At 69.6% G+C, this 15,393-nt stretch carries 21 protein-coding genes; 11 read left to right on the forward strand and 10 right to left on the reverse strand.

The annotated features are described in order from the left end of the window. Window positions 1-5 precede the first annotated feature (5 nt). Window positions 6-1,376, forward strand: coding sequence for a geranylgeranyl reductase family protein (locus BLT27_RS06075; RefSeq protein ID WP_089732145.1), 1,371 nt, complete (start codon window positions 6-8; stop codon window positions 1,374-1,376). On the opposite strand, the gene BLT27_RS06080 is transcribed toward BLT27_RS06075, so the two are convergent. From BLT27_RS06080 to BLT27_RS06095, 4 genes are all read right to left on the reverse strand, one after another. After that, entirely contained in the window at window positions 1,377-1,805 is a 429-nt protein-coding gene (locus BLT27_RS06080) for a hypothetical protein (RefSeq protein WP_089732146.1), read from the reverse strand. 75 nt (window positions 1,806-1,880) lie between these two features. Next, complete coding sequence (locus BLT27_RS06085; RefSeq protein ID WP_089732147.1) at window positions 1,881-2,321, reverse strand: hypothetical protein; 441 nt, start codon at window positions 2,319-2,321, stop codon at window positions 1,881-1,883. 81 nt (window positions 2,322-2,402) lie between these two features. Next, entirely contained in the window at window positions 2,403-3,674 is a 1,272-nt protein-coding gene (locus BLT27_RS06090; protein ID WP_089732148.1) for an amidohydrolase, read from the reverse strand. A 256-nt stretch (window positions 3,675-3,930) separates the two neighbouring features. Further along, window positions 3,931-4,263: an uS10/mL48 family ribosomal protein gene (locus tag BLT27_RS06095; protein WP_089732149.1), complete on the reverse strand. Its 333-nt coding sequence runs from the start codon at window positions 4,261-4,263 to the stop codon at window positions 3,931-3,933. Between the two features lie 101 nt (window positions 4,264-4,364). On the opposite strand from BLT27_RS06095, the gene BLT27_RS06100 reads away from it, so the two are divergent. Then, on the forward strand, window positions 4,365-4,811 hold the full coding sequence (locus BLT27_RS06100) for a bis(5'-nucleosyl)-tetraphosphatase (protein WP_089732150.1): 447 nt from the start codon (window positions 4,365-4,367) through the stop codon (window positions 4,809-4,811). A 103-nt stretch (window positions 4,812-4,914) separates the two neighbouring features. On the opposite strand, the gene BLT27_RS06105 is transcribed toward BLT27_RS06100, so the two are convergent. Next, the gene (locus BLT27_RS06105; protein WP_089732151.1) at window positions 4,915-5,844 is read right to left on the reverse strand and encodes an alpha/beta hydrolase; all 930 of its coding nucleotides are present in this window, start codon (window positions 5,842-5,844) and stop codon (window positions 4,915-4,917) included. Window positions 5,845-5,929: 85 nt separating this feature from the next. Here BLT27_RS06105 and BLT27_RS06110 point away from each other — a divergent pair, with 85 nt between their 5' ends. After that, on the forward strand, window positions 5,930-6,580 hold the full coding sequence (locus tag BLT27_RS06110; RefSeq protein ID WP_089732152.1) for a helix-turn-helix domain-containing protein: 651 nt from the start codon (window positions 5,930-5,932) through the stop codon (window positions 6,578-6,580). Between the two features lie 37 nt (window positions 6,581-6,617). On the opposite strand, the gene BLT27_RS06115 is transcribed toward BLT27_RS06110, so the two are convergent. Beyond that, window positions 6,618-7,253, reverse strand: a complete 636-nt coding sequence (locus tag BLT27_RS06115; RefSeq protein ID WP_089732153.1) for an HAD family hydrolase — start codon at window positions 7,251-7,253, stop codon at window positions 6,618-6,620. Between the two features lie 102 nt (window positions 7,254-7,355). Between BLT27_RS06115 and BLT27_RS06120 the strand changes: the two genes are divergently transcribed. From BLT27_RS06120 to BLT27_RS06130, 3 genes are all read left to right on the forward strand, one after another. Continuing rightward, the gene (locus BLT27_RS06120) at window positions 7,356-8,417 is read left to right on the forward strand and encodes a DUF5787 family protein (protein WP_089732154.1); all 1,062 of its coding nucleotides are present in this window, start codon (window positions 7,356-7,358) and stop codon (window positions 8,415-8,417) included. Window positions 8,418-8,543: 126 nt separating this feature from the next. Then, window positions 8,544-8,885 (forward strand): glutaredoxin family protein, encoded by a 342-nt coding sequence (locus tag BLT27_RS06125; RefSeq protein ID WP_089732155.1) that lies wholly within the window; start codon window positions 8,544-8,546, stop codon window positions 8,883-8,885. 116 nt (window positions 8,886-9,001) lie between these two features. Then, window positions 9,002-9,592 (forward strand): DUF7110 family protein, encoded by a 591-nt coding sequence (locus tag BLT27_RS06130; RefSeq protein WP_089732156.1) that lies wholly within the window; start codon window positions 9,002-9,004, stop codon window positions 9,590-9,592. Window positions 9,593-9,628: 36 nt separating this feature from the next. Here BLT27_RS06130 and BLT27_RS06135 read toward each other — a convergent pair whose 3' ends face one another. Continuing rightward, on the reverse strand, window positions 9,629-10,825 hold the full coding sequence (locus tag BLT27_RS06135; protein ID WP_089732157.1) for a DUF6498-containing protein: 1,197 nt from the start codon (window positions 10,823-10,825) through the stop codon (window positions 9,629-9,631). A gap of 140 nt (window positions 10,826-10,965) precedes the next feature. Here BLT27_RS06135 and BLT27_RS06140 point away from each other — a divergent pair, with 140 nt between their 5' ends. The 4 genes from BLT27_RS06140 to BLT27_RS06155 all read left to right on the forward strand — a co-directional run bounded on the left by BLT27_RS06140 (window position 10,966) and on the right by BLT27_RS06155 (window position 13,390). Then, complete coding sequence (locus BLT27_RS06140) at window positions 10,966-11,796, forward strand: aldo/keto reductase (RefSeq protein ID WP_089732158.1); 831 nt, start codon at window positions 10,966-10,968, stop codon at window positions 11,794-11,796. 55 nt (window positions 11,797-11,851) lie between these two features. Beyond that, the gene (locus BLT27_RS06145) at window positions 11,852-12,574 is read left to right on the forward strand and encodes a hypothetical protein (protein ID WP_089732159.1); all 723 of its coding nucleotides are present in this window, start codon (window positions 11,852-11,854) and stop codon (window positions 12,572-12,574) included. A 159-nt stretch (window positions 12,575-12,733) separates the two neighbouring features. Then, window positions 12,734-12,925 carry a DUF7333 family protein gene (locus tag BLT27_RS06150; protein ID WP_089732160.1) on the forward strand — a complete coding sequence of 64 codons (192 nt, stop codon included), beginning with the start codon at window positions 12,734-12,736 and terminating at the stop codon, window positions 12,923-12,925. Between the two features lie 75 nt (window positions 12,926-13,000). Next, window positions 13,001-13,390: a hypothetical protein gene (locus BLT27_RS06155; RefSeq protein WP_089732161.1), complete on the forward strand. Its 390-nt coding sequence runs from the start codon at window positions 13,001-13,003 to the stop codon at window positions 13,388-13,390. On the opposite strand, the gene BLT27_RS06160 is transcribed toward BLT27_RS06155, so the two are convergent. The 3 genes from BLT27_RS06160 to BLT27_RS06170 all read right to left on the reverse strand — a co-directional run bounded on the left by BLT27_RS06160 (window position 13,387) and on the right by BLT27_RS06170 (window position 14,783). Next, on the reverse strand, window positions 13,387-13,707 hold the full coding sequence (locus BLT27_RS06160; RefSeq protein WP_089732162.1) for a transcription factor S: 321 nt from the start codon (window positions 13,705-13,707) through the stop codon (window positions 13,387-13,389). The genes BLT27_RS06155 and BLT27_RS06160 overlap by 4 nt on opposite strands. An 87-nt stretch (window positions 13,708-13,794) precedes the next feature. Further along, the gene (locus tag BLT27_RS06165; protein WP_089732163.1) at window positions 13,795-14,427 is read right to left on the reverse strand and encodes a DsbA family oxidoreductase; all 633 of its coding nucleotides are present in this window, start codon (window positions 14,425-14,427) and stop codon (window positions 13,795-13,797) included. Between the two features lie 92 nt (window positions 14,428-14,519). Continuing rightward, a complete protein-coding gene (locus tag BLT27_RS06170; protein ID WP_217639101.1) occupies window positions 14,520-14,783 on the reverse strand; it encodes a DUF5789 family protein in 264 nt (87 codons plus the stop codon). A gap of 91 nt (window positions 14,784-14,874) precedes the next feature. Between BLT27_RS06170 and BLT27_RS06175 the strand changes: the two genes are divergently transcribed. After that, window positions 14,875-15,381 carry a DUF5797 family protein gene (locus tag BLT27_RS06175; protein WP_089732164.1) on the forward strand — a complete coding sequence of 169 codons (507 nt, stop codon included), beginning with the start codon at window positions 14,875-14,877 and terminating at the stop codon, window positions 15,379-15,381. The last annotated feature ends 12 nt before the right edge of the window (window positions 15,382-15,393 follow it).

Below are 15,393 nucleotides of genomic sequence, written 5' to 3' on the forward strand. Positions count from 1 at the left end.
TGAGCATGACCAGCCACGAGTTCGATGTCGCCGTCGCCGGTGCGGGGACGTCGGGGTGCTACGCGGCGGCGACAATCGCCCGAGAGGGATACGATGTCGTCGTCGTAGAGCGCAAGGACGAGGAGGAAGCCGGGCACATCGCCTGCGGGGACGCTCTCAAGGGCGCGGACGCGTTCCCGGAGGCCATCCCGAAGGAGAAGCTGGAACCGGCCTTCACCAACACGGGCGTGGACCACGGGCGCTTCGAGATCCCCCAGGAGGACACGGTCCTGGAGATTCCGGTGCCGGGCGAGCTGGCCGTCATCGACCGCTGGGAGTACGGCCGCTGTGTCATCCAGGGGGCGAAAGACGCCGGCGCGGAGTTCCACTACGACACCGTCATCCAGGACGTGAGACAGGACGACGACGGCGTCGTCACCGGACTCACAGCGAACAGGAAGGGCGAGCCAGTCGAGTACGAGGCCGAGGTCGTCATCGACGGCGCGGGCTCGCTCTCACTGCTGCAGGACAAGGTCGACTTCTCCGACGCGACGTTCGACACCAACGTCAACTACTCGCAGTTCTGCTCGGCCTACCGCGAGATCGTTCACGTCGACGAGCCCGTCGAGTGGGACGACGCGCTGGTGTTCAAGCCGACCGAGCGCGCGGCGGGCTACCTCTGGTACTTCCCGCGGACCGACACGGAGATCAACGCCGGCCTCGGCTTCCAGATGACCGAGGAGCCGATGGCGCTCGTCGACGACCTCAAACAGGACCTCCGGGACCGCGGGGAGTTCGCGGGCGCGGAGGTCGAGGACAAGCTCGGCGCCGCGCTCCCGACCCGACGACCCTACGACTCGGCGGTCGCGCCGGGCTACATGGCCGTCGGCGACGCTGCCGGTCACGTCAACCCGACCACCGGCGGCGGCATCGCCGGCGCGGCCTACGCGGGCAAGTACGCCGGCGAGCAGGCCATCGAGGCCATCGAGCGGGGCGACGTGAGCGAGGAGACGCTCTGGGAGTACAACGAGCGCGTCATGGACCACTTCGGCGCTCGCTACGCGGCGCTGGACGTGTACAACATCCTCTCGACCGCGGTCGACGTCGACGACCTGATGGGGCTGCTCGCCTCCCTGCCTGGCGAGAAGCTCGCGGAGGCGCTGTACGAGGGCAGCACCGAGATGAGCACGCTGTTCAAGGCCAAGCTCGCGGTGCAGAGCTTCGGCTACTGGCGGAACATCCTCCAGTTCTACCGCACGAAGCAGTGCGCCGACGACCTGATGGACCACTACGAGCACTACCCGAGCTCGCCCGCCGACTTCGAGCTCTGGCAGTCCAAGCGGGACTCGCTGATGGAAGCGGTGTACGAGACGACCGGCGCGGAGCCGAAGTACTGACTACCGCGACCCCGTCCCGATTTTCGTCGCCGGCTCGTCGCTGATGTCGGCGCTCTCGATGTCCGGCGTGAACGCGTCACCGCTCAGCGCGAGTCCGACGAACGCGCCCCCGTTGGCGACGAGCGCGACGATGCTCCCACCGCCACCGGCCGTGACGAGAGTCCAGACGTTGACGACGCCGGCGAGCGCGAACAGGAGCATCCCGACCGGGCGCGACCAGGTCCGCATCTGGAACAGCGCGCCGGCGACGAGTATCCGGAGCAGTCCGAACACGATCATCGCTCCGCCGAACGCGATGACGAGCGGTGATTCGAACGATGCGCCGATGACGAACAGCAGGCCGCTGTCGATGAGCGTCCAGAACCCCCCGATGGCCGCGACGAACGCCGCGAACGTGACGGTCGTCGGCCGGTACGTCGGTCTCCCCATGGAAACTGGTTGGCCAACTGAAAACAAAAAGGTTCGGCCTAAAATTATCGCCACAGCATGGGATAGAATGCTCGCTCAGCGGTAGCCGGTGCCGATGTCGGTGGCGTGCATCTCGGAGGTGTCCGTGCGGCTGGTGTCGAACGCCTCGCCGGCGTTGACCAGGCCGACCGTCGCGAAGGCGTTCGCCAGGCAGAGCACCAGCGGGACGATGCTGATACCGACGGTGACGAGCGCGTAGCCCAGGGCGGCCGTCCAGGCGAGGTGGACCAGGACGCCCGGGGCGCGGGCCCAGCCGTACTGCTGGTGGACTGCGGTCGTGACGAACGTCTGGAGGAAGCCGGCGGCCAGCGTGACCCCGGCGAGGGTCCAGGGCCCGTAGGCCGAGACGGCCTCCACACCCGGGTCCACCGCGAACGGCCCCAGCGCGAGCCCCACGACCACCAGGACGGACGCCGTGAGGCTCCCGGCGAGGACCGCGACCGAGACGCCGACGGTTCGAACAGGAGAGTCTGACATTAATTTAGTCAAAAAAGACGGTGCTAAATAATACTTTCGGAGAAGAGTTCGCGAAACAATCGGAAAAAGTAACCCGCGCCGTCAGGGTCGCTCGTCGGCGACGGCCTCGATGGTCCCGGCGAGGACGTCGACGCCGATGGGGAGGCTGTCCTCGTCCACGTCGAACGTCGCGGTGTGGTGGCCACCGGGGTGGTCCGTGCCGACGCAGACGTACGCCGCGAGGCCGCCGCGTTGCTGGACCGCCTGCATGAGGAACGTCGCGTCCTCGCTGCCGCCGAGGGCGTCGCGGTCGACCACGCGCTCCACGTCGGCGTTCCCGCCCGCGGTTCGGCCCACGAGGTCGACGAGTTCGTCGTCGCTCCGCGCCGAGGGAGCCTCGCCGGCGACGCTGGTCTCGGACTCGCAGCCGTGCATCGCCGCGGCGTTCTCGATGACGCGGTGGGCGCGCTCGTCCATGTAGTCCTTGAGCTTCGTCGTCACGCCGCGGACCTCGCACTCCATGGCGGCCGCCTCGGCGACGATGTTCGTCGCGTTTCCGGCCTCGAGCCGGCCGACGTTGACCCGCGTCGCCCCGTCGGAGTGTCGCGGTATCGCGTAGAGGTTCTGGATCGCGCTGGCGACCGCCTGCACGGCGTTCTCGCCCTCCTCGGGCTTCGCGCCGGCGTGGGCGGGCTCGCCGGTGAACCGAACGTCGATGTGCTTCACCGCCAGGAACTCGTCGATGCCACAGACGACCTCGCCGGTCGGGTGGTCCAGTCCGAGGTGGAGCGCGAACAGGTAGTCCACGTCGTCGAGGTGGCCGGACTTCGCCATCGCCTTCCCGCCGCCGACGACCTCCTCCGCGGGCTGGAAGAACACCTTCAGCGTCCCCGCGAAGTCGCTCTCCGTCACGGCCTCCAGCACGCCGAGACCGATGGTCGCGTGGCCGTCGTGCCCGCAGGCGTGCATCGCGCCGGTCCCCGAGCGGAAGCCCGCCGCCGCCGGCTCGTGCGCCTCGTCCGTGGACTCCTCGCGCGGGAGACCGTCGATGTCGACCCGCAGGCCGACCGTCGGGCCCGCCCCCTGCTCGACGACCGCGACCGCGCCCGTGTGTCCGCCCCGGAGCTGTTCGAGCACATCCTCGTCCGCGCCGGCGTCGAGCGCCCGCTCGTACCACGATTCGAGCTCCGCCGCCGGCGGCACGGCCATCCGCTCGTCCGTGTTCAGCGCGTCCGGGCCGACGTAGAGCTCGTCGACGCCGATGGTCTCCAGCTCTTCGACGATGCGCGCGGTCGTCCAGTACTCGCGCCACGCCGGCTCCGGCTGGCGGTGGAACGCCCGCCGCAACGAGACGAGTCTGTCTCTGTCTACCATATCCGGGGCGACGCGCCCGAGGCACTTAACCGCGGAGTTGTCGCGGTGCGTTTCCGGCTGTGGCGTCGGGTGCACCGGCTCGAGCGTTCACACATATTGGAGCCTCCAGCGGGCGACAGCGCGGAATCAACCGGGTGGCGCGCGCTCGGGAGCGTACCGAGCGGGCGGAAGCGTTCTGGCTGTTCGAGATGCCACTCGTTTCGACCGGCGAAACCAGGTGAGAACGGCCGAGAGAATACTGGACGGAGAGAACGACTTACGAGCCCTGCGACCGGACCTGTTCGACCTCGGCGGCGACGTGGACGGAGTCGGGGAACGCAGAGCCGGCGGCGATGGTGTGGGCGAGCTCGTCGTGGCCGACGATCTCGATCTCGCGCTTGTAGACGGTGTAGTCCCAGGCGCCGAACTGGGTGGCGGTGTCGTCGGTGGGCTGTTTGTACTGCGGCACGCGGAGGCGTTCCGGTGGGGCGGAGTGGGGGCCTTTCATCTCCGCACCCTTCCGGGAGACGCGCTCGCGGATGTCCTCGACGACGCTGTCGAGGGCGGCGCGGTCCCCGCTCTGGAGCGTGAGGCGTGTGACGAAGCTCATGGTCGTATTGGAACTGGTCGCGGCTGACGGTGAAAAACCCATTGAGACGCGACGCGGACCGTCCGATATTCTCTTAACTGGTGACGCTTTACAAGGTGGTAATGGCAGTCGAAGCTACGAGCGCAGGTGCCATCCTCTTTCGCGACACGCGGGGCCGGCGCGAGTACCTTCTGCTAAAGAGCCGCCCTGGTGACTGGGAGTTCCCGAAGGGCGGTGTCGAGGGAGACGAAGAACTCCAGCAGACGGCTATTCGAGAAGTGAAAGAGGAAGCAGGCATCTACGACTTCCGTCTCATCGACGGATTCAGAAAAGAGTACGACTACGTCTTCGAGGCGGGTGGCGATACCATCCACAAGACGGTCCACCTGTTCATCGCCCGGTCGTTCGAGGCCAGCGCGGAGCTCTCGACCGAGCACCGCGACCTCCAGTGGCGGGACTACGAACAGGCGTTCAACACCGTCACGCAGGACGGACCACGCGAAATCCTCGAGGACGCCCACGAGTTCCTGAACGAACTCGAAGCAGAGAAAGAAGCCGGCGACGACTAGTCGCCACCGGCTCCGCGAGCCGTCTCGCAATCGTCTCTCCCATTCTACCCGCCGAGCGACGGCCCAGCACTCCGCACCGGCCATGCACCAACTGGCACGGCAGTCATTCCAGACAGGCGTCGAGCAGCGCCGCGCGGCACTCGACCAGCGCGGTCGCGTGGTCCGCGTCGCGGACGGTCAGCACGCCGTCTGCGGCGTCCGCGACCCGGCGCGCGTCGGCAACGGGCACGTTCGCGTCCCGGTCGCCGTGCCAGCAGTGCAGCGGCACCGAGAGCTCGGCGGGCTGGACGGGCCAGGTGTGGCCGAAGCGGCGCGTCTCGGTGACGAACCCGGTCCGCTGCGGGCCGACGCCGACGACGAAGTCCCGGCGGAACGTCTCCGCCTGGGCCTCGGACAGCGCTGCCGCGCCCTCGCTGTCGGTGTACTGCGAGACCACGACCGACGGGGAGCCGCGGTCGGCGACCCAGGACTGCCCGCGGACGAGGCCGGAGAGGAGGCGCGGCGTCCGTGTCGCCAGCGTCTCGAGCAGTCGCTGGACGGCCGGCTGTTCGGTCCGGAGCGACGGCGGAGCGACACCGGAGACGCTGTGGACCGCCTCGACGCGGTTGGGGTGGCGTCCGGCCAGTGCGATCGCGACGGCCGCACCGCCGGAGAACCCGACGACCGGCGCGCGCTCGACGCCGGCGTGGTCGAGGACCGCGACGAGGTCGTCCGCGATGTCGGCGACGGTGGCGTCCGGTGCGGGGTCCGAGTCGCCGTAGCCGGGGCGGGCCGGGGCGACGATGCGGCAGTCCCGCTCGCGGGCCACGTCGTCGAACAGCCGGCCGAGCACGTGCGAGCCGGGCGTCCCGTGGAGGAACACGACGGGCGTGCCGTCCGCGGCCCCGTACTCGGCGTAGGCGACGGTGCGGCCGTCTGTGGTGGTGGCGGTGGTGGCGGTGGCGGTGGCGGTGGTGCCGGATTCCGCAGGTCGCGCGCCGGCGCTCTCGGCGTCGGCCGGCGGCGCGTCCTGCAGGTCGGGCGACGAGCTCATACGGACACGTTCCCGCCGAAGTGGAGAGGGAGTTTGGCCGGATGGATGCGGCGTTTTAAATACTACCGGCGTGCACCGTCCCTCCGTGCGACGCGTCACCTTCGCCGTCGACTACCCGCCGTCCCTGGCGCACCCGATGCATCGCCAGCTCGAAGAGAGTCCGGTCTCGCGCGCGGAGCTGCTGATGTGGGGGCCGATGGACACGGTGACGACGCTGGCCTGGTACGAGGGGGAGCCCGACGCGGTCCGGTCGCTGCTCGACGCGGTCGAGAGCAGCACCACCGTCGACCTCGTCGCGGGCGACGGCGGCACCTACGCGTTCGTCCACCAGACCGAGTACGAACTCGGCGCGCCGGTGCTCGACCTCGTCGCCGATTCGGGCGTCGTCTTCCTGCCACCGGTGACGTTCGAGCCGGGTGGGCGCGCCCGCTTCGAGGCCGTCGGGGAGAGCGAGTTCCTCGCGGCGTTCCACGCGGACCTCCGGGAGCACGTCGACGCGACGGTCGAGCGGGTTGCGGCGTTCAGACGGTGGGCCACGCCCGCGGTCGACGTGACCGCGCGCCAGCGGGAGGCGCTCGCGGCTGCCGTCGCGGTGGGCTACTACGAGGTGCCGAGAACGGGGAGTGTCGCGGACGTGGCGGCAGAACTCGGCTGTGCGGGGAGCACTGCGGGCGAGCTCCTCCGGAAGGCCGAAGGGGCGCTCGTGCGGGGCTTTGTCGGCGGGCAACGGGGGTAGCGGGTCGGGACGCGGTTCGACGCTGCCGGCCGGCGAGTCACCGACCGACCGGTCCGCCGTTCGACGCGAGCGCGTCCGGGAGGGCAGCGAGCGACGGAACCTGGACGTCGGGCTCCCTGTAGGGTGTCTCGTCGTCCTCGTTCTCGACCCACACCGACGTCATCCCGAGACACTCGCCCATCATGAGGTCCTCGTTGTACTCGTCGCTGACGAACGCGACCGGCTCGTCGCCCTCGGGCAGGCACTCGACGTATCCCCTCGGATGGGGCTTCGCGCGCTGGATCTCCGAGGAGACGACGAGTTCGTCGAAGCAGTCGCGGACGCCGTGCTCGGCGAGCACCGTCTCGACCCACGGGCGCGCCATGTTGCTGAAGAGCACGAGCGTGTGCTCGGCAGCGAGCGTCCGGAGGGCATCGGCGTTGGCCGCGGGGAACTCGGGGTCGAGCCACGTCTTCTCGACGTAGTCCAGACACGCGTCCTCGGATGCCCCCGTGAGCGTCGAGAGGAGGTCGACGTACCCGTCCGTGGTCTGGACGAAGCCGTTGCGGAACGCGAGGTAGGCGATCCACCCCGGGTAGGGGTCCGCTTCGGGGTCGGCACCCAGTAGGTGCGCGTGCTCGCGTTCGTCGCCGTTCTGGACGATGACGCCGCCGTAGTCGAGGACGAGATGCATCGGATTCTTTCGGAACTCCCGACCAGTGTTCAATCTGTCGAACCGCCGCCCGTCCGTCGTCGACCCGTAACTGCTTCGGTACTCGAACGCGCAGGGCCGTGCATGCTCCCCGGCGAGGACACCGAGTTCGCGTTCGAGCTTCGGGCCTGTCGCTGGGCCGAGCGCGCGTGGGAACCCGCGCGCGACGACTCGGTCGTCGTCGTCGCGCGCCAGCTGGGCATCCGGGACCGTCGCTGGGACACCCTCGTCCTGGAGTGCGACCCAGCGGGGCTGCGCCAGCGGGCGCGGTTCGGGCTGGACGCGCTCGACTCGGACCTCCTCCACGTCGTCCGGCACGCGCCCGAGGACTGGACCTACTACCGCGACGCGCTCCCGCACCCGGGCTACCCGTGGCGGTACGTTCGCGAGGCGTTGCACCGGGCTGCCGACCGCGGCGTCGTCGAGACACGCAAGACCGGCAACCGTATCGAGTGCCGCCGCAGGTGGCCCTACCCGGACTGGTGCCGGCGCATCGTCGCCATCGAGAACAAGCCGGATCTCGACGCGAGCGCGGCGGACGCACTCGTCACGCAGCTGGAGTACGACGTGGCGCTCTCGCTCGCCGACGAGGCCTGGGTGGCGACCCGCGCCACCGACGGTGCCGTCGAGCCCGTGCTGCTCGAGGACCTACCGGTGGAGGCCGGCATCGTCACCCTCGAGACGGCGGACACCGGCGGTGTGGCAACGGGAAGCGTCGCCTGGCACGCCCGTTCGCTGGCCGTCACGGACCCCGGCACCCGAATCCTGGAGCGGCCAGACGGCGACGCGTTCGACGCCTCCGCCGCGCGCTTCGAGTACGTCGACTCCGCGTGGAAGGCGGCGAAGCGGCGCGAGATCGCCGAGCGCGCCTACGCCCGCGGCTGGCGCTCCTACGTCGAGACGATGCGCCCGGACTGCCGGCACTACCGGCCCCGGGCGGACGGCGCGGTCCTGCCCTGGTGTGACGCGAAATCCCGCTGCCAGACCGCCGGCGAGTGCTCTGGGGCGTGTCCCGAGTTCGAGCCCGAACCGCCCGCGTGGCGGACCAGGGGCTGGCCGATCGAGGGCGGTCCGGGGGCCGCGACGAAGCGGCTGCTGGCACGGCGTCGCCGTCGCCGACGGCCGGGGATGGACGAGGTCGAGTGACCCACCGGACCGGGCGGCAGCCCGTCTCCCCCGAGTCTCGGCGTGCGACCCCCGTGGCACGGCTGTCCGGCGCACACGCACCCGTTGACGCAACTTCTTTCCGGCCGCCCAACCTACGGGAGTGTAATGACGTTCGACCCGAACCAGAGCCTCCCACAGGAGGAAGTCGACGAGCGCGTACGGACGGCTATCGAGGAGAACGAGGTCGTCCTGTTCATGAAGGGCACGGAGATGATGCCCCAGTGTGGCTACTCGGACCGTGCCCTCGGGCTCATCGGCCAGTACCGCGAGGAGTTCGAGACGGTCGACACGCTCGACTCGCTCGAGGAGTTCCGCAGTGCACTCTCCGAGCACTCCGGCTGGGAGACCATCCCGCAGACGTTCGTGAACGGCGAGTTCGTCGGCGGCAGCGACGTCCTCGCGGAGCTCGACGAGCGCGACGAGCTCGAATCCACGCTCGTCGGCTGATCTGCAGAGTTTAACAGGCGACCAGTCGGAAATAAACAGCAGGTCATTTAAGCGCAACGCCCCTACTAGCGACCGAGCGAACGGCCAGCGGACACGTCGTCACACCCCCATTTACCATGTCAGCAGAAAACTCCGGTCAGGTATTCAGGCTCCATTCGACACTGGAACTCCCCCTCGAAGACGTTCGGGAGTTCCTCTCGAGCGATCCGGAGCTTCCAGACGGTATCGAATCCGTAGACATCACACGACGCAACAACACCCTCATTCTCAAGGCCATCTCGGCCGACAAATCGGTGAGCAAGTACACGCCGACCGCCCAGCTGAAAGCCAGCGTCACCGAGAACCGGGTGTACGAGGAGGAACCCGAGGACCAGCACCGCGGCCCGCGCTGGGGCGACGAGGAGGACGAGGAGGAGGAGATCCCCTCCGAACTCGTCGAGTTCGCGGCGTTCAAGGGCGACCGCGAGACTGTGCTGCAGAACTCGCTGCTCCAGTACGAGATGTTCCTCGTGCTGTGTGCCATCGCCCGCGAGGCCGAGAAGGGCACGCTGACCGCTATCACGGCCCGCGACACGGACCTCGACGCGACCCGCATCGTCGACGGCGAGGACCGCCCGGCCTCCATCGAGGTCGTCGAGGGCCGGTCCGAGGGCCAGGCCGCAAACAGCGGCGTCAACTGGCGGGACAACAAGTTCATCAGCGACTGACTCGTTCTCCACCGAGGCTTCCGGAGCGGCTTCTCGTCAGCGGTCGACAGTCGCCAGCACCCGATCCGCGTCGTCCAGGAACACCAGCCGGGCGTCGCCACCGTCGCGACGCTGGAGTCGGAGCACGCCGGTGTCGTAGCCGAACCGGTGCCCGAGCAGGCCGTCGCTGGTCCGGGTGTCGGCGATGTCGTGCGTCGGGACGAACCACTGGGGCGCGTCGAGCAACCGGTCGTAGGCGAGGACACCCTCGTCGTAGATGCGGTACTCCAGGTGGCCGAACAGCACATCCTGTTCGACGACGCGGACGAGGACCGCGACCGCGAGCACCGCGAGGGCAAGCGCGACCGCCGCCAGCGTGCCGTGGAAGGCCCAGGTGAGGAACGCGCCGCCGAACGCGACCAGCCCGGACGGCGGTAGGACCGCGGACACGATTCCGAGGCCGACCGCCCGGAGACGGACCGCGGTCCGGTCCGTCCGGACGCGGGCAGCGGGGTCCCCGGTGGGGACGTGGGCGGGCTCTTCGGGAGCGGACTCCTGGGTGCGTGCCGCGAGACGCGAGAGCACCGGGACCGAGCCGCGCGCGGCGAGGAACGCGCCCACGTCGAGACAGAGCTTCACCGCGACGACGACGCCGAAGACGAGGCTCGTCCCGGCGACGGTCGCCGTCTCGGGTGGGTTCGCGAACGCTCCCGCGGCCAGAATCAGGGCGACGAGGCCGACGATACGCCCCTGCGGGATGGCCGCGTGGACGGGCCGGTCGTCGTACCGGCCACGGCGGACCGCGGCGGCGAGCCCCACCGCGTTGGACACGACGATGCCGGCGAGTGCGACGGCGACCGTCGGTGCGCTCCCGGGGGCGAGCAACCGGTCGGGGCCCACGACGGAGAGGCCGACGCCCCCCAGCGGCCAGACGAGGAGGACGAGCCAGAGCGCGCCCACGGCCACCGGGACGTTCCGGGGGTAGAGTGGCCCGAGCGCGTCGTACAGCACGACACCGCCGCGCTTGTCGGCGAGGTCCTCGAACGGCGCCCAGCCCCCGGCCTCGGTCGCGGGTGGGCGGCCCGCGAACAGGCCTTCGACGCCCCCGCGGGCGACGAGAACACCGGTCTCGAGCCAGTAGAGGGCGAGCACCGTCGAGACAGTCCAGTCGAGCGCGAGCACGCCGACGACCGGGAGGGCGTTCGCGCCGAGGATGGCTGCGAGCGTCCGTCGGGTCGAACCGGGGTGAGGCATGGGTGTGAGGCGATGGGACCGCGTCGTCTCCAGTCTCGTGTCCGCCCACACGTGCTTTTTGCATCGGTGTCACGACGGCGCGGGACGCCCTCGCCGCATCCACAACCCATTTCCACGTCACACGCCTCCTTCCGGACACGATGTCTCAGGATTCACAGACCCCCGAGAGCGTCCCCACCGCCGACGGAATGCCGATGCTCGGCCTCGGCACCTGGCAGAACGAGGACCCCGACCAGTGCGCCGACAGCGTCGCCACGGCCCTCGAGATGGGCTATCGGCATATCGACACGGCCCAGATCTACGGCAACGAGGCCGCCGTCGGCCGCGGCATCGAGCAGGCCGACGTGGACCGCGAGGACGTGTTCCTCGCGACGAAGGTGTGGATCAGCGAGCTGGCCCACGACGACGTGCTCTCGAGCACCGAGGAGAGCCTCGAGAAGCTCGGCGTCGACTACGTCGACCTGCTGTACGTCCACTGGCCGGCCGAGGCGTACGACCCGGAGCCCACGCTCTCGGCGTTCGACCAGCTCGTCGACGAGGGGAAAGTCGAGCGCGTCGGCGTCTCGAACTTCGAGCCCGAGCACGTCGACGAGGCCATCGACACTCTCGACGCGGAGCTGTTCGCGAACCAGTTCGAGTGCCACCCGCTGCTCCCGCAGGAGGAGCTGCGCGCCCGCTGTGAGGACGCCGGCGTGAACGTCGTCGCGTACTCCCCCCTGGCCCGCGGCAAGGTGTTCGACGTGCCCGAGATCCAGCGCGTCGCCGAGAAACACGACGTCAGTGCGGCCGCCGTCAGCCTCGCCTGGCTCCGCGAGAAGGGCGTGACGACCATCCCGAAGGCGACGAGCGAGGACCACATCCGCGACAACTGGGGGGCGCTCGCGGTCGACCTCGACGACGAGGACGTCGCGGCCATCGACGCCATCGACGAGCGCGAGCGGGAGGTCGACCCCGACTTCGCCCCCTGGTAGCTGTCGCCCGGTGCCAGCCGAAAGGTAAAACGCTACGCGGGCGAACCCAGGTGATATGGCGGGGTTCGTCGAGGGCGTGGGCGTCGACCTGAAGCGACTGCACGAGACCTGGATGGAGCTGTTCTTTCCGCGCCAACGAGGGGCGGACCAGTCGGTCCTGGGTAAGTGGAAACCGGAGACGACGAGCGGCAAGCTCGCGTACACCGGCTGGGCGGCCGTCGGCGCGGTCGTCGTCGCGCTCGTCTATCCGTTCGCGCTGGCGGGCGTCGTCGCCCGGTACAACGCGTATCGGCTGGACGACCTCGCCGGTGCGCTGGGCGTCGTCGGGACCGTACTCCTCGTCGCGCTGCTCTGGGGTGCGCTCTCGGCGGCCGCGTGGGTCCGGTTCACCTTCACGGGCTTCCTCGCCGTCGTCGCTGCGGCCGGCGTCGCCACCCTCTCGACCGCGCTCGCGCTCGGGTTCGCGCGCGTCGGTGGCCGCGTCACCACGGTCGTCCTCGCCTATCCGCTCGCCACGACCGCGGTCTTCCTGCCGCCCGTCGTCGCCGCGTTCTACTCGCCCGCGCTCGGCGAGCTGGTGTTCACCGAGAGCGAGTCGCTCGCCATCTGGTTCCTCGACAACGTCTTCGCCGTCGGCGGCATCAACGAGTACCTCCGCACCGAGTACGACCTCACCGGCGTCGCCTACGTCCTGCTCTGGCTCGGCGTCTCCGTCCCCGTCGGCTGGGCGCTCGGTATTCTGGTGACGCTCGCGAACCTGGTTCGGCCGACGGAGTAGCGGGGGCTGGGTTCCGCGGTGCGGGGCGGGAGTCCGCGGTGCGGGGCCGGACCGTCGGCGAGTCGACGGATACTCCGGGCCAGCGCGACGGCGCCCGAACCGACAGCGAGCTTCACTGGCTCCGTACGGATTATCTATCTCCGGCCCCCAGAAGCTCGTATGGAACTCGACCAGACGAAGACCGCAGTGGCGTTCCTGGCCCTCATCGCGGTCGGAACGGCCGCGCTGCTCGCCATGCAAGTGATGCCGATGCAGACGACGCTCATGATGGTCACGCCGTCGATGCTCGTCTTCGGGCTCATCTGTCTAGGCATCGGCGTGGCCCACGGCGAGTACCGGGCGACGCGCTGACCGGCGAAGGCGCCAGACGCACCGGCCCGAGGTCGGAACGAAACCCATTCCTCCCACCCCGCCGACACGCCAGCTATGAGCGACGCCACCGAAGCCACGGGACTCCCAATCGCGCCCGAGACCGTCGGGCGCGCGTTCGCCGCCCTGTCGGGACTGCTCGGACTGGTCTTCCTCGCGACGCCGGTCACGTCGGACCTCGGATCGCAGCTGGACCCCGCCGGCGTCGTCCCGGTGGTGTACGGGCTGGCCGTCGGCTTCGGGCTCTGTCTCGTCGCGATCAGCTGGCTGGGCCGCGACGGACGGCGGCCGCTCGCGACGGTCGCGCCGGCGCTGCTGGCGGCTGCACTTCTCGTGCTCGGGCCGGGGCTGGGCTACCCGTTGAGCGCGTTCAACTGGGCGGGGCTGTTGCTCGCGTCGGTGGTGTTCGGCGGGCTCGGCGCGCTGTGGACGCTCGTGTACGGCTAGTGGTCGTCCTCGCGCCACTTGTGCTCGCACTCGGTGCAGATGAAGAAGCGCGTCTCTGACTCGTCCGCCGAGCGGATCTGCTGCATGTACCAGTAGGCCTCGTCGTTGTCACACTTCGGGCAGTGGGACTCCGTCGTCGGCAGGCCTTTGTTCTCGGCGTCGGAGACGTCGACGACCTCCGACTCCTCCTGGCCCTGCGTGGTCACCATCGCCTGTTCCGCCTGGGCGTCGCGGGCCTTCGAGAAGCCACAGCTCCCACAGACCCACTCGTCGCCCTCCGTCTTCATCATTGAACCGCAGTCGTCACAGAACTCCATCGTACCCGTCCGTTCGCCCGCGAACGGACTTAAGCGACCCGCTTGTCCGGTCACCTGACAGTCCGTCCGACACCTCGACGGACCCGGTCAGACGCCCTCGACGAGCCGTTCGAGCTGTTCGGGCGGCACCGCGCCGCGAGCCTGGTGCCCGTCGGCGACGAACGTCGGCACGCCGGTGACGCCGGCGGCCTTCGCGGCGGCGAAATCTTCGGTGAGTGCGTCGCGGTTCGCGTCGTCCGAGAGCGCGGTCTCGGCCACGGTCCCGTCGAGACCGACACCGCGTGCGACGTCGGCGAGGACGTCCACGTCGCCGATGTCGCGGCCGTCGCGCCAGAGCGCCGCGAGCAGCGCCTCGTCGAGCGCGCGCCAGGTGTCGTAGGGCTCGTGCTCCTGGACGTACCGCGAGAGCAGCTGCGCCCGGAACGAGTCGACGTCGCGGGAGACGTCGACGCTCATCTCGACCCCGTACTTCTCGCGGAGGCGCTCGACGCCCTCCCTGGCGCGCTCGTAGTACGCGTCGTCCTTCCCGTCGTCCACGGTCAGGTCCAGCTCGCCGTCGGGGCCACGCTGGGCGGCTCGGAGGTCGAACGGGTGCCACTCGACCCGAAGGGGCTCCTCGCGGGTGTCCTGGTAGAGCGACAGCGCGTGGCGCCCGAGGTGGCAGAACGGACAGACGTAGTCGGCGTAGACCGTCACCGTGTCGACGTGCTCGCGTGTCATGGAACGGGGTACGTTCTCGACCCTGAAAAGCGAGACCCACCCGTGCGCCGGTCGCGAACGAGCGCCAGTCGCCCCCGGATTCCGCGACGCCCTCAGGCCCCGTCGGCGTCGCTGGTGTGCTCCCGGGACTCGGCGACCGGTACACCGACCGACTCCGCCAGTTCGAACAGCAGGTCCTCCGGCGTCTGGAACGCGTCGCTGTCGGTCTCCGAGACGAGCACCCCGAGGTTGGTCTCGCCGTCCGAGAGCACGAGCGTCACATCCTCGAGGTCCGCCGCGGCGTCGTGCCGGAGCACCGGGTAGGAGAGGTCCTCGAGCGTGGTCTCGATGTGTGCGAACTCGACGCGCCGTGTCATGCGACAACATTCGACTCGCGTCCCCTTGAGCGTGGTGTCGAACCACCCGGAGACAGAACGCCCAAATAGCGGCTGACCGTAGCGGCCTCCAATGACCCTCTCGGAGGAGGCGCGCGAGCGTCTGGCCGACATCGTCGAACTCCAGCCGACGAAGAACGGCGAGCTGCAGGAGCGGTGGGGGATGGAGAGCGGGAGCGAGGTCCACGGCTTCCTCGAACGCGAGCTGCAGGAGTACTACTTCCGGGACGACAACAGCCTCATCAGAGCGACCGAGGAGGCCGCCGAACTCGTCGACGTCGAGCCGGGCGTCACCGCCGGCGACGAACCGGGTGGCACGCCGAGTGCGGTCCGTGTGCCCGCGCTCCAGGCGGCCATCCTCGACAGCCTCGCCGGGCCGGAGGAGGACGGTCAGAGCGTCGTCAGCGTGCTGCGGACGCTGCGCGAGACCGCGGACCTCGACCCCGACGTGGACGAGGTGCGCGACGCGCTCCAGTCCCTCCGCCGCAAGGACGTCGTCGAGGTCGTCTACACGACGGTGCCGACGTTCCGCCTCGCCGTCGCCCGCGACGAGTTCGAGGTCACGGTGAACGACTCGTGACCACCGTCCGCC

This window comes from Haloarchaeobius iranensis, from assembly GCF_900103505.1.
Lineage (GTDB): Archaea > Halobacteriota > Halobacteria > Halobacteriales > Natrialbaceae > Haloarchaeobius > Haloarchaeobius iranensis.